Origin of the sequence: Acetobacter lambici (assembly GCF_011516885.1) — a bacterium.
GTDB lineage: Bacteria > Pseudomonadota > Alphaproteobacteria > Acetobacterales > Acetobacteraceae > Acetobacter > Acetobacter lambici.
This window is the reverse complement of sequence record NZ_WOTD01000007.1, coordinates 48942-62716: the sequence shown is the minus strand read 5'-3', so window position 1 is coordinate 62716 and position 13775 is coordinate 48942. Positions and strand designations below refer to the sequence as shown.

At 60.9% G+C, this 13775-nt stretch carries 11 protein-coding genes; 2 read left to right on the top strand and 9 right to left on the bottom strand.

Features of this window, described 5'->3' with window-relative positions; translation table 11 throughout:
* Nucleotides 1–200: 200 nt before the first annotated feature.
* From GOB86_RS05545 to GOB86_RS05505, 9 genes are all read right to left on the bottom strand, one after another.
* Nucleotides 201–1712, bottom strand: a complete 1512-nt coding sequence (locus GOB86_RS05545; RefSeq protein ID WP_165991372.1) for a methyl-accepting chemotaxis protein — start codon at nucleotides 1710–1712, stop codon at nucleotides 201–203.
* Between the two features lie 204 nt (nucleotides 1713–1916).
* Nucleotides 1917–2720, bottom strand: coding sequence for a flagellar hook assembly protein FlgD (locus tag GOB86_RS05540; RefSeq protein ID WP_165991371.1), 804 nt, complete (start codon nucleotides 2718–2720; stop codon nucleotides 1917–1919).
* Between the two features lie 39 nt (nucleotides 2721–2759).
* Nucleotides 2760–4832, bottom strand: a complete 2073-nt coding sequence (locus GOB86_RS05535) for a hypothetical protein (protein ID WP_165991370.1) — start codon at nucleotides 4830–4832, stop codon at nucleotides 2760–2762.
* Nucleotides 4833–4880: 48 nt separating this feature from the next.
* On the bottom strand, nucleotides 4881–5765 hold the full coding sequence (gene motA / locus GOB86_RS05530) for a flagellar motor stator protein MotA (RefSeq protein WP_165991369.1): 885 nt from the start codon (nucleotides 5763–5765) through the stop codon (nucleotides 4881–4883).
* Between the two features lie 81 nt (nucleotides 5766–5846).
* A complete protein-coding gene (locus GOB86_RS05525) occupies nucleotides 5847–7154 on the bottom strand; it encodes a flagellar motor protein MotB (RefSeq protein ID WP_194301097.1) in 1308 nt (435 codons plus the stop codon).
* 17 nt (nucleotides 7155–7171) lie between these two features.
* Nucleotides 7172–7936 (bottom strand): hypothetical protein, encoded by a 765-nt coding sequence (locus GOB86_RS05520; RefSeq protein ID WP_165991368.1) that lies wholly within the window; start codon nucleotides 7934–7936, stop codon nucleotides 7172–7174.
* Between the two features lie 195 nt (nucleotides 7937–8131).
* A complete protein-coding gene (locus tag GOB86_RS05515) occupies nucleotides 8132–8557 on the bottom strand; it encodes a flagellar export protein FliJ (protein ID WP_165991367.1) in 426 nt (141 codons plus the stop codon).
* Nucleotides 8558–8567: 10 nt separating this feature from the next.
* On the bottom strand, nucleotides 8568–9920 hold the full coding sequence (gene fliI, locus GOB86_RS05510; protein WP_165991420.1) for a flagellar protein export ATPase FliI: 1353 nt from the start codon (nucleotides 9918–9920) through the stop codon (nucleotides 8568–8570).
* A 138-nt stretch (nucleotides 9921–10058) separates the two neighbouring features.
* Nucleotides 10059–12215, bottom strand: coding sequence for a DUF1217 domain-containing protein (locus GOB86_RS05505; RefSeq protein ID WP_165991366.1), 2157 nt, complete (start codon nucleotides 12213–12215; stop codon nucleotides 10059–10061).
* 291 nt (nucleotides 12216–12506) lie between these two features.
* On the opposite strand from GOB86_RS05505, the gene GOB86_RS05500 reads away from it, so the two are divergent.
* Together GOB86_RS05500 and GOB86_RS05495 are read left to right on the top strand one after the other, a co-directional pair.
* Nucleotides 12507–13208 (top strand): glycosyl transferase, encoded by a 702-nt coding sequence (locus GOB86_RS05500; RefSeq protein ID WP_165991365.1) that lies wholly within the window; start codon nucleotides 12507–12509, stop codon nucleotides 13206–13208.
* Nucleotides 13209–13243: 35 nt separating this feature from the next.
* The gene (locus GOB86_RS05495; RefSeq protein ID WP_165991364.1) at nucleotides 13244–13750 is read left to right on the top strand and encodes a hypothetical protein; all 507 of its coding nucleotides are present in this window, start codon (nucleotides 13244–13246) and stop codon (nucleotides 13748–13750) included.
* The last annotated feature ends 25 nt before the right edge of the window (nucleotides 13751–13775 follow it).

Below are 13775 nucleotides of genomic sequence, written 5' to 3'. Positions count from 1 at the left end.
CTTTCTGGCGCATTGATGGCTGACTAAATTGGTCAGAGCCAAGATAAGGACAGAAGAGTAGCATTGCGGCACAAACACAAAGACTATGTGCCCCGCTCCTACGCGCTGTCTGCCTGAGCAATCTGGGATTTTTACATCCTAAAAATCAGCCGTGAATGGCAGTGCATGAACACCACCATAGTCACGGCCAAAATTATTCCTTAGAACTCCGACCAGCCGTCCGCCCCACTGCTTTCCAACTGGCGGGCAGGTGCCGGTTTGCTTGGTGCAATAGCGGCCGGACGGCGCGGCGCGGAGGAACCCGGACCCGCCAGTGCGGCACGCCCCTTGCCACCACTTGGCCCCGCCAGTGCCGGACCTGCGCCGGGCAGCGTAAAGTGGCCAACAACGCTTACCAGATTAGCCGCCTCGGTCTTGAGGTTATGGGCAGCAGCCGCGGTCTGTTCCACCATGGCCGCGTTCTGCTGGGTGGTGGCGTCAATATGGGTGGCGGCGGTGTTGACCTCACCCAGGCTGCCCACCTGCTCACGCGCAACACTGGCTATGTTGGACACATGGCCGGTAATGGCCTCCACCTGCCCGGCCACCAGTCTGAGTTCCTTGTCGGTCTGTTCCACAAGGCGCACGCCCTCGGTCACCTGTTTGGTGGAAATTTCGATCAGGCTGCGAATATCGCGCGAGGATGTGGAGGAACGCTGGGCCAGTGCCCGGATTTCGGTCGCCACCACGGCAAAGCCACGCCCTGCATCGCCCGCGCGGGCAGCTTCCACCCCTGCGTTCAGGGCCAGCAGGTTGGTCTGGAAGGCAATGTCATCAATAATGCCAATAATAGCGGACATTTTGGCCGACGACGTTGCAATTTCCTGAATGGCAGACATGGCAGTCAGCATGACCTTGGTGGAACGCTGCACGGCGGCATGAGCGCTCTGGGCTGCATCGCGCGCTTCCTGCGCGGCTTCGGACTGGTCGTCCACGCCGTTTTTAACACTGGTAATAGAGGCCGCCATCTGGCCCATGGCCGCAGCCTGCCGCTCGGTCCGCTGGGCAAAATCCTGCGAGGCTTCCGCAATTTCCATCGACCCGCCCTGAATAAGGGCGGAGGCCGCAGCCACTTCTTCCATGGCTTCCGCCAAGGAAGATACAGCCTCGTTAAAATCGCGGCGCAGGGCGTCGAACTCCGGCGCAAAAGGAGATGTAAACTGGAATGCCAGATTGCGGTCAGCCAGTGTGCGCAGCCCCTTGCCCAGCTCCGTAATAAGGCCATTCTGCTCCACCGCACGCTCTTGCGTCAGGGTGCTCAGGCGCTGCTGCTCGGCCGCAATGTTCTGTGCGATCTGTTGCAGGTCAAGCTGTTTGACCAGCGCCGTGCGGAACGTGGCCAGCGCCTTGGCAAGACGGCCTGCACAGTCGGACCAGTTGAGATAGGGAATGCTCTCATCCAGCTTGCCATCAGCAATCCGCTCGGTCAGGGTCGTAATGGTCTCAAACGAAACAGCGGCACGGCTGATCAGCAGCCAGCGGGCCAGAAACACCATAAGGGAGCTGACCGCAAAGCCACCCAACCCCAGATAACGCTGCACAGCCAGCGGCAGGTCCAACTCGGAACTGACGAGCTGCATCAGAATCTGTAAAATCATGTAGGCTTGCAGGCAGGCCATAACGATGGAGATTTTCCGCCGTAGCGGTGCTTTTTCGGTAAACCATGCCAACATAATTTTTCCGCCTTACTGCCAGTTATCAGCGTAAGGCATAGCCGGTTTTACCCCGGGTTAGTCAATTTAATGTTAAGACATATGTCAGGTTTATTTTAACGTTGGCAAAAAAAGAGCCATGAATACATGGCCCGCCCCGCCACCATGGGCGCAATTGCTCAACCGTTGAGGAGGGGCATGGCAACGCCACACCCCCCCCATAAATTACGACCCGGTCGAGGAAGACGTATCCGCATCTGTATCCGACGAGGTCGATGTATCCGAGGTTGTGGACGACGTGGAAGACTTGGACACGTTGATAAGGCTGCTCATGGGGATGGTGGCCCCACCCATCTGCACTTCCATATCGTCCGTACCGGTCTGGATGCCGGTAATGGTGCCCGTAACCGTAAAGGAAGCATCGGACGTGTTACCCGACGAATCCATGGTCTTGACCGCAACGCTGTAAGCCCCATCGGACAGCTTGTTGCCACTGTTGTCCGTGCCGTCCCATGTCCAGGTGTTGGTGCCGCTGCTGGCGGTAACCAGATCGTCCTTGACAATGGTGCCAGCGGAATTGGACACGGCAATAGCCACGGTCTGCCCCGATGTGCCCTGATAGTTGAGTGTGGCAGAGCTGTTCTGCAACGGCAGGGTGGTGGTGGTGGCCGTGGCCTGCGAGCCAACAAGCGCACTGTCCGCACTGAGCTGCCCGCTCTCGTTGAGCGAAATAAGCGAGGACAGCTTGGTATTGGTCTGCACCTGCTGTTCCACCCCGGCAAACTCCACCAGTTCGCTGGTGAACGAGTCACTGCTCATGGGGCTGCTGGGGTCCTGATGCTGGAGCTGCGTGGTCAGCAGGGTCAGGAACGTGGTGTAGTTATCAGCAAGCGAGGACAGGGCCGCCGTCGACGAGGTGGACGACGTGGAAGAAGACGTCGAGCTGGACGTAGCCGCGGAGCTTTTGGCCGTCGATTCTGCTGCCGAGAGCAGGGTGTACTCGTTTGTTGTCAGTGATGTCGTGGACATGCGCCCGCTTCCTTCCTGTGTGCCTGTAATACGCCCGGGTCAGGCGGTAATGTTAACCCCACGTCCATCATATGCGCGCGTGGCAGAAGCCGCCGTACTGCTGCCCTGCGCTGCGGCATCCGTCACATCCTGCCCTGCGGATGAGGCACTGGCAGTCCATGCGTTACCGCCTGTCTGCTGGCCACTGCCCTGCCCCGCACTGGTATTTGCCCCCCCAAACGCTCCACCGGAGGCCGCACCACTGCCGGTATCCTGCTGGGAGGTGCTGTTGCCCGTGTCACTCGGGTTCACAACATCAATCTTGATCTGTCCTACGTTTACACCCGCCGCATCCAATGCTGCAACAAGCTCGTGCCGTGTGTTGGCCAAATGGTGCGCGGTTGCGGCGTCCTCGCTTTGCAGAACAACACCTGTGGTCACGCCATCAGCCCCCTGCACGCGCACATGCACGGGTGTGGAATCGGCGGTCATGACGGTCATGGAAACATCCGTATCGCCACTTCCCGTACTGGCGAGGGAGAACAGGCCACCTGTCTGTTCGTCTTCGGTCGTCACAGTATTGGCAGCCGGGGTCTGCGCGGATGCAGTTGTCTGACCACTATTCCCACCCAGCGCCGTACCCAGTGTGGACGCAAAGGAGGAAGCCCCCTGCGCCACGGCATTCTGCGCCAGCGTGCCGGCCTGCGCTGTACCATCGGCCAGCATGGCCTGCCCTTCTTCCCCCCCACCGTTACCGGACTGCCCGGAAAAAGCGGACTGCCCCTGAGCCGTGGATTCCTGCACTGTGCTGCCCAGCGCCACCATGGCGGTTGTGGCATCGGGGGTCAGGCTGGTGGCATTCAGGGGGGTGCCATTCGCTTCGTCCGCGGCCTGCGTTGCCTGCTGCGGGGACTGGGTAACGCTCACATTGCTCATGGACGCGGCAACCTGCTGGAGCGTTAACGCCACCTGCTGCTCCGTGTCCGTAGTGCCGGTGGAAGCCGCCTGCGTGCCCGATACCTGAGCAGCTGCCCCACCTGCGGCGGACACCCCGACCGCACCGCTGGCAGCCTTACTGGTGGCCATACTACCCGCCAGTTGCTCCAAAGGCGTGCTCTGCGCCACGGGCACCGACACAGCCGATGCCACGCCAGCCTGTGCCTGCGTGGTGGCCATATCCTGCAAAACGCTGGCAAGACCTGCCCCTGTGGCACTCGTTGCGGGCTGGGCCAAAGCCGAGGCCAACGCCGTGGCAACCCCGGACAACCCGGCGGTGAGCGAGAGGGAACCACTCTGCCCCGCACCCAGCCCCATGGCCGCAAGCGAATCCACGGTAGTGTTCAACATGTTCTGCAATGTATTGGTCGCGGAGGTTACACCCTGCCCCCCTCCTGCCTGCTCGGCTGCGGCCAACGTGGCGGCAAGTGCTGTTGCAGCCTGCGTGGCGTCCGTTGTGCTGGCCGTGGCGGATGCGCTGTCGCTACTGCCACTGCTCCCGGCTGTATCCCCCGCTGTGCTCTGGGTTTGCACCGGCATGCTGGCGGCACTTTGCAAGAGCATCTGCATCAGGGTTTCGGCCATGCTCAGGGGTGTTGCGTCCTGAACGCTCTGGCTGGCATCGGCCGTGGTGGTGGCATCCGTGGTACTGGCTGTCGTCGGCGTGGTGTCGTCATCACTGGTGTCGGACTGGATTTTCCGGGCTTTGGCGGCACTCTGGGCCTTGTCTGACTGGTCTGTGGCCTTGGCGCCACTAGCGGTTTTACTGGTAGTTTTGTTCGCTGTGGCGTGGGACTTGGTGGACTTTGTATCCGCCGTTGTGCTGGCCCGCGCAGCAGGGGTACTGCCGGACTGGCTGGTCTGGTCGGCGGTATCGGCCGTGTTGTCCGTATCCGTCTGTGTTGCGCTGGAGCTGGATGCGCTGGTGGCGCTCTGCTGCGTGCTGGCGGCACGGGCCTGCGTGGTGGTGGCGGGGGCGGACATGCTTTTGAGCACGGCAGCAAAGCCACTGCTCTGCGTAGTGGGGGAGGAAACCCCCGTGGTGCTGCGTGACGCAATGGCGGCCAACAGGGAGGACAGAGGCGTTTCCTGTGCACTTTCGCTCAGGTTCGAAGCATTTGTAGACTTGATACCCATTACGTCCTCCATCCCGCCAGCGGTGCGGCCGCCAACATTATCCTACGCTCAGGCAGCGGCACCCGCGCCGGGGTTGCTGGCCTCGGACAGGGCAGAATCAAGCTCGGCAAAGGTTGGCATAAACGCATGAGGAATATCCTTACGCCCGATTTCCGCGCAGATCTGCGGCGGGTTGCCTTGCAGATGCGCCACAAACACCGTGCGGATCAGGTCCTGGTACCGTGCGTCCTGCATGACCACATCGCGCATTCTAGACGAAAGTGGGGCCACAACGCCATAAGACAAAAGCACACCAAGGAAGGTCCCTACAAGCGCGCCAGCAATCATCTCACCCAGAATGACCGGCGGCTTGCTGATGGAGGCCATGGTTTTGATAACCCCGAGCACGGCGGCCACAATGCCAAGGGCTGGCAGGGCGTCGGCAATGCTTTGCAGGCTTTCGGATGTATGCAGCTCCTCGCTCAGGTTCTTTTTGAGCTCGCGGCCCATGACCTCATCCAGCTGGTAGGCGTCATCCATGTTCAGGCTGACCAGACGCAGGTAATCGCAGATCAGCGCGCGGGTTGGCACGTCGTCCCGCACATTGGGGGAGAGCGCGAAAATGCTGCTGTCGTTCGGGTTTTCAATGTGCTCTTCAAGCGCCATGTTGCCCTTGGCCTGCGCCAGCCGCATGAAGCGGAACAGCGTGACCAGAAGCTCCGTGTAAGCCGCCTTGTTGTAGCGCGGGCCTTTGATGGTGCGGCGCAGGTAGTGCGGGAACTCCTTGAGCACGTCCTTGGAATTGGACATGACAAAAATACCCACCGCGGCCCCAAGAATGGTCAGCAGCTCGAACGGCATGGACATGATAAGCGGAGCAAGCGCCCCACCCGATGCCACGAACGAACCAAATACGCAGAGCAGCGCAAAAATGAGCCCCCCGATGAACAGCATTTAACGGTCTCCACTTCCATCTACTTGCACCACGCGGTCAGCAACTGCGGGGGGCACAATCATCATCGTGTTACGGGCGGGCTACTGCGGCGCGGGTGTCCACGTATCCTGCGAGGGTTGAAAAGGCTGGTCTGCCGGAGGCTGGGCCTGCTCGGGCTGGGCTGCTCTTGGGCGTGTTGCCGCGCGCACACGCACACCTCTGGTCCGCCGCGCCGCGGGAGCGGGTGCTGCCGGAGCGGGGGCTGGGGGCGTCTGCCCGCCTACGGGGGCAGCGGGCGCGCCATTGGCTGCAGCCGGGGGTGTTGCGGGCTGGCCAGCCGCACCTGTGGGCTGCGTTGCTGGCGCGCCACCGGCGGCAGGGAGTGGCACAATGGCCCCACCCGCCTGATCGGGGTTTACAAAGCGGCGGTGCAGAATAAGCACCACACGTCGGTTGGCAGCCGATCCGGGGTCTGATGGCAAAGCGAGGTCCCGATCCGCACGGCCCGAAACGCTCAGGATATTGCGATCAGGGTAACCGGCCCTGACCAGCACCTCACGCGCGCCGTCGGCCCGCTGGGCGGACAGGGTCCAGTTGGACATGCCATTGCCGCGCTTGGTGGCGCGGTACTGGTCGGCATCCGTATAACCCACAATGGAGAGCTGCTCGGGCATGGGGGCCAGCCACGCGCCAATCTGCTCCAGCATTTTGCGCCCGGCGGCGTTGGGGGTGGCCGAGGCCGTGTCGAACATGGGGGTGTTGTTGGCGTCACGCAGTTCAATACGGATGTCATCCCGCCCGAAGGAGACGGACATGTTCTTGGCCGCCTCCTGCGTATCGGGGTTCTGCGCCACGGACTGCTCAAGCCCCTGCACCATGTTGTCGATCTTGGTCTGTTCGGCAGCAGCGGCCACGGGGTTGTCCACGCCAATGGTGCCAATACTTTTGCCACCACCGCTCTCCGGCCCGCCAACGGGAATAATGGCAGGAGATGCGGGGGTCAGATGCGCCTTGAGCCCACGGGTAATATTATCGGGCGAGCCACCCTCCTCCGAGCGGCGGGCCGCATCCTTGGCACCGGACTGTTCGCCGCCGTCATCATCTGGGGCATCTCCATCCTTGACCTTGCGCAAGGTGGTCCCTGCCGTAAGGGGAGAGGGAGATGTTTCGAGCATGCCGTTGGAGGAACCAAGGCGGGTGTCTTTTTCCGCCATGGGGTTAAAGAACTGCGCAATACCCTTGCGCTGTTCCTCCGTTGTTGCATTGATCAGCCACATGACCAGAAAGAAGGCCATCATGGCCGTCATAAAGTCAGCGTACGCAATTTTCCATGCGCCGCCATGATGACCCGACTCGCCCGAATCACTCACACGTTTGATAATGATGGGGCGTTTTTTGTTATCTGGCATGTGGTGCTATTGCGACCTTAGGCGCCCTTGTGGTGAACCATGCCAACACGGCAGCCCGGCTTGCCGTGGAACGCGGCGCGGCCTGCATGTGTCAGATTGATGGATGTATCCAGCCAGACTTCGCCCCCAATTTCGCGCCAGCGGCGGCAGAAGGTAAAGTCCTCGCTCTGATAGGTTCCGGTTTCGGGGTCAATGCTGCCGTCAAACAGAGCGTGGGCGGTGCTGCCTGTCTCGCCGTTAGCGGCGTCTATGCGGGTATAGGCGGTCTCGGGGTAGGCTTTGACCATACGCTCAAGTGCGGTGCGGCTGATGAGCATGAACCCCGTACCCGCGTAATGGGTTTTGACCATTGGCCCTTTTTCAATCTGCTGGTGCATGGCCTCCGTCTCGCCCACATAACGGAGGGAGGCGGTGTCCTGCGGCTCACCATGCAGCATGTTTTCCTGCGTGGTTTTGTCCCAGAAATATTCGCGGATCGGGTAGGCACCGGCCACCACATCCTTGCCAGCGGCCAGCAGGCGGGCGGGAGCTTCGGCCGGAAAGCCGATATCGGCATCAATGAACAAAAGATGCGTTGCGTCAGACAGCGTGAGGAATTTATGCGTAAGGGTGTTGCGCGCGCGGCTGATCATGGCGTCATCCCCCAACAGGGAGAGGGTCATGGGGACCTGAAGCACTCCGGCGCATGCAATGATGGATTCCATATACTCCTGCGTAACCATCCCACCAAAACAGGGGGTCGCAATAAAAATTTTTGCGGGTTGCTGCGCTGTCTGTTGCATACGTTTTCCTAATCACTCACGAGTGTGGGGAGAAACGGGTCGCATCTCACGATCACTGTCAGCCCCTTATGATCTGTAAGCGATAGCGGGCGCACTCTGCTTTCTCAAGGATCAAACATAAGAAAAGAGCCATTTGCCATCGTTTTTTCACGGCTTTGCCGTTTATTCCGACCAAACGATGGAACTGACCCGGACTTACAAAAAAAACGGGCGGGCGCGCCGGGCCAGATCGTCCAGTTCGGCCTGTTCGCGCCGGGCCTGTAGAACACGCTCCTCCTCCTCGCGCTTGTCAAGCAGGGTCTGCGCGGCCTTGAAGGCGGCGTTGGCCTGTATCAGCTCCTCCCGCACACGCATGGAATCGTTGCGGGTCTTGCGCACCACATCTTCCGCCCGCGCCAGGTTCTCCTGCGCAACAGGCAGCCACAGGCGGAAGGTCTCCCGCCCGGCATCGCCCTCGGCCTCGTCACGCTCCACTTCAATCTGGGTCAGTTGCCGCTCAAGCTCGGTCATGGCCGCGTTTTCGGCCGCCAGCGCGCGGGACATGCCTGCACGGGCCTCGTCCACCTCTTTTTTGCGCACACGGATAAGCGCTTTAAGGGAGCGGATTCGCGCACTGCTCATGGGTGTTCAGCTACGATAGCGCGCCGCGCAGAGCATCAAAACTTTCAGGCAGGGTCGCGCGTTCGCCCTTGCGCTGCTTGAGCATTTCCTCCACCGCGGGAGCCACGCGAATGGCCTCGTCCACGCGCTGGTCGTTGCCGGGGCGGTACGCACCAAGGCGCACCATATCCTGCATCTCATCCCATGTGGACAGGCAGGAGCGCGCTTGCAGCACAAGCTGGTTCTCCTCCTCCGTCAGGCATCCCGGCACGGTGCGCGAGAGCGAGCGCAGGACGTTGACCGCAGGGTAACGCCCGGATTCCGCAATGCGGCGCTCCAGCACCACATGCCCGTCCAGAATACCGCGCACGGCATCGGCCACGGGTTCGTTCTGGTCATCGCCTTCCACAAGTACGGAGAACATGGCCGTCATCTGCCCTGCATGGCCGTGCTCGTCCATCAGGCCCGGGCCTGCGCGTTCGAGCAGGCGGGGGAGTTCAGCAAACACACTGGGCGGATAGCCGCGCGTGGCCGGTGGCTCGCCCGAGGACAGACCGATCTCTCGCAATGCCTGACAGAAGCGGGTCACGCTATCCATCAGCATCAGCACCGATTTGCCCTGATCACGGAAGTGCTCGGCCACGGCCATGGCGGCATAAGCGGCCTCACGCCGCATAAGGGGGGATGTATCGGACGTGGCGACCACCACAACGGACTTGGCCAGCCCCTCCGGCCCCAGATCATCCTCCACAAACTCGCGCACTTCACGCCCACGTTCGCCCACCAGCGCAATGACCGCCACATCGCATGCCGTATCACGCGCAAGCATGCCCATAAGGGTGGATTTACCCACGCCCGAGCCTGCGAACAGGCCAAGGCGCTGGCCCTCGCGGCAGGTGGTAAACAGGTTGAGTGCGCGCACCCCAAGGTCTATGCGCGGGCCAAGGCGGCCACGCATGGCGGCCTCTGGCGGGGAGGCATGGAGCCGCTGGGCCGTGCCTTCGGACGGAAGCGGGCCTTTGCCATCCATCGGGCGGCCCATGGGGTCCACCACCCGGCCCTGCCACCCAGCATTGACAATGAGCGTGCCCCCCGCCCGGCGGCGGCGCTGCTCCTGATCATACAGCCGGAAGGTCGCGCGGCACCCCGAGCCAATGCCCTCCAGCGAGCCAAAGGGCATGGCAATGGCAATATCCTGCGCAAAGGCCACAATTTCGGCCTGCGTCTGCCGCCCATCCAGCCCATAAATGGTCACGCGGTCGCCCACACCCGTAAAATCACGCAGCCCGCTGAGCGAGACCGACAAGCCCGAAAGCCCGGTCACCCGCCCCTCCAGCACACCCACCGGCACGTCATGCCGGGGGCCGGCAATGGCGCCACGCACCGCGTCCAGCACGCCTGATAGGGCGGATACGGAGACCTCAACAGGCGAGGGGGAATGCGGGTCCGAACTCACGTCAACAACAAACCAGATGCGGGGTTATGCTGCCCCACCCCCGTCATGCGGGTGGGGCCACCTTGCCTAGAACAGGCTGGAATAAAGATCGCCCGAGGAATCGTCGCTACTATCCCCAAACAGAGCGAGAATGCCATCGTCACTGTCATCCCCACCAAACAGGTCAAGCAGGCTGGCGGGGGTGTCCGGCGTTTGCGGGTTGATCTGTAACATGGCCAGATACTGCTCCGCGTACTGCTGGATCTGCTTGGGCGTGGACAGCTTGGTCAGGTCCACTTTTTTGGACAACAGACGCACCTGCTGGTCATAGTCCAGCGCGCCAAACTGGTCCGGGTCATAGCCCGACACGGTCTCCGCCACCTTGAGCAGGGTCGGGTCCGACATAAGCTGCGACAGGGACGTAATGCTGCTCATGGTGCGGGTAAAGTACAGCGCGTTACCCACGCCATTATCACTTAGAGCCGAGCTATCCTCGTACTGGCGCAACTGGTAATCTTCCACGATGCTCTGAATTTTTGTGGCCGTGAACGGTGTTGCGCTCACACTCCCGCCGTTTGCTCCCCAGACCTTGAAGTCCGTGGCAAAACTCTGCCAGGACGCATTACTCGAAGCACTCGCCAGCGATGTGGAGGATGCCGGATCCTGCGTCAGCAGGGAACTCAGAAGGGTGAGTTCATTGCTCGATGCATCCATGCCATACGCACCGGTCACAACATTAAGCACGGCTGTATTGGCCAGCAGAGCGGACGCCGTGGTAATGGAACCGGCCGCATTTTCAAAGCTCGTTACGCCCGACTGCACCAGCGCATTGGTGTTGGACTGGAAGGCCGATGTGAGCGACGCCACAAAGGAGGTGGACATAATTGCCCCCTGCCCGTTGTTTTGCCCCCATGCTTTAAATGCCTCGGCAAAAGTCTGCCACGCCGTATTGCCCGATGTCTGAGCGAGTGATGTGGAGGAATCGGGATCCTGCGTCAGCAGGGTCTTGACCACGGCGGGGTCGGACGCAAGCGAGCCAAGACCATAGGCCCCCAGCACAACCTGCAGGGCCGTGCTGTTATTCAGCAGGGCGGACGCGGAGGTAATGCCCGCCGCATCGCTTTTGAACGAGCTAATGGCGCTGGTAGCCCCATCATCAATGGCATCGGAATATTTGCTGGCAATGTCGGCAATGGTTGCAGATGTAAACAGCGTTGAGGTAGCCGTACCGCCATTTTGGCCAAGATTTTTAAACGCCTCGGCAAAGGTCTGCCACGCCGCGTTACCCGACGTCTGGGCCAGCGATGTGGAGGACGTGGGGTCCTGCGTCAGCAGGGAACTCAGAATACTGGCGTTGTCCGTGCTGGAATCCAGCCCATAGGTGGACATAACCATGGACAGGACGGTCTGGTTGTTCAGCAGATCGGAGGCCGAGGTCATGGTGCTCGCCTGCGCCTTGAACGTATTGACGTTCGTATCCACCGCCGAATCAACAGCAATCTGGTACCCCTGCGCTATGGTGGTCATAACGCTGGAGGTAAAGGGCGTGGCTGTGGCCGTACCGCCGTTTTTGCCCATGTCCTGAAAAGCATAGGCGAACATCTGCCACGCGGAGTTACCCGATGTTTGCGCCAGTGATGTGGAGGAGGACGGGTCCTGCGTCAGCAGGGAACTCAGGACCGCGGTGTCTCCCTCCAGCGCATCCATGCCATACGCACTCAGAACAACATTGAGCACAGTTGTATTGGCCAGCAGCGCAGAGGCGGTGGTAATGCCGGGGGCTGCGAGTTTGAACGTCGAAATATCGCTCTGGACCGACGTGTCCGTATCGCTTTCGTATTCGTTGATAATGGAGGAGATGGAAGAGGATGTGAGCGGCGATGTCTGCACGGTGCCCCCGCCTTCCCCCCATGTTTTAAACGCATCGGCAAAGGCCAGCCACGTGGCGTTGCTGGACGACTTGGCCAGCGACGAGGAGGAGGACGGGTCCTGCGTCAACAGCTTTTTGACCAGCGCCGTGGCGGAGGAATACGAATCCATGCCATACGCGCCCAGCACCACGTTCAGAGCCGAATAATTTTTCATCAGCCCATCAACGGTAGTGATGGACGAGGCATCTTCCTCAAACGCGACCGAGGCCTGCTTGGTGGTCACATCCGTTTTAGCAAAGGTGGAGGCTGCGGTATCTTCATTTTTCAGGGCCGTCAGATACTGGCTTACCGGCGAGATACCGCTAATGCTCATCAATCCAATCCTTTACGTGCTTTTGCCAACGTAGCGGTTACTGCCTGCTGGCCCCAAACAAATATGTATTCCACTCCATTATACGATTTTGCACCCAACAAAGCCACAGGAATATACCCCTGCGTGTCTGGTGACAGGTCTAGGCTTTTCATGCGCCCTACTCTGCCGTATCCTTTGCTCAAAATTTGGTTCCGTCATGGTTGTTGTATTCTGCTCATGACCGCGCCTGCCCCCCAATGCGCCCGATCTGTGAGCGCATTTTTTGTACTCGCCACCCGACAGGAACCATAGATGTTCAAGTTTTTCATCAGCAACGATGCAGCACTCAACCAGACAGAGCGGTTCTTGCAACTGAATGCCCATGTGCCAGACCTTGTGCGTTCCATCGGCATGGACGAGCAGGCGCTGGACGTGCAGGCCATGAAGCAGATGAACCTGATCTCGGCCGAATGTCTGTTCTCGCACGCGGCCTTTGCACAGGCCCTGTCGCATGTCTCGCTGTGGGGCAATGTGGCCCAGCACCAGACCGCCGCCCATGTGTTTGAAAGCAACGCCGTGCTGTGCGCCAATTTTGAGGCCGAAAGCACGCGCATTCTGGCCAGCCTGCCGCATGACTGGGACTTTGTGCTGTGGGGCAACACACCCGGCTCCACGTTGCAGTTTGATGTCCTGCCCGAGCTGGCCCTGTTCAACGGCGCGGTGCAGCCCCCCTATTCCGCCCGTGGCGCGGGTGCGCTGAGCGAGATGGAAGTCACCTCCCTTGCCTTCCCGCTGCTGGCCACGCAGAGCGTGAGCGGCTACGCCATCTCCCCCACGGGGGCGGAAAAAATGATCAAGGCCTGCCTGCCGCTGACCAGCACAACCGTACCCGCGGCCAACCCACAGGATGGCGGCACTGCCGCGCAAACGCTCCCGCAGTTGATGAGCCTGCATTATTCAACCATGAAGGCGTTTGTCTGCGTGCCGCCGCTGTGCATGACAGACGCGGCCTGACCCACCCTTAAAAACCACAATACGGAACCCGCCAGATGCACACAGGCAGCCCCTTACAGGCCAAGGCCACACCCCGCCCCGCAAAACGGCTGGCGCAGGCTGCGACCGGCCTGCTGTGCATAGCGCTTGCGGGGTGCTCGTCCCCCGCCGCGCCGTATCTGACGGAAGGCAGAAAGCTGTCCGAAGCCGGGTTTATTGCCCATCAGGCGGACACAACCGCGCGCTACGCCATGATGAACCTTCTCCCCCCCGGGGAGTTGACCTACCGCCCCTCCCCCGATGGCCCGATCTACCTTTACGCAGACCCGATCGGGTGTGGGTGTGTTTATATGGGGTCGGAAACGGCCTTCCACACACTGCACAACATGACATCGACCGAAATACGGAACAAAAAGCAGCAGCCCAAATCGGTTGTGGATGAACTGGCGGGCATGACGGCGGAAAACCGGCGCGACACCTTTTTGTGGGACTGGAGCGCATGGTACGCCGGGGCCGACCCCGCAGGGGACCAGCCACGCAAGGTTATTGGCGGTTACTGGTAAAAGCTGACAGCCCCACCACGGCAAG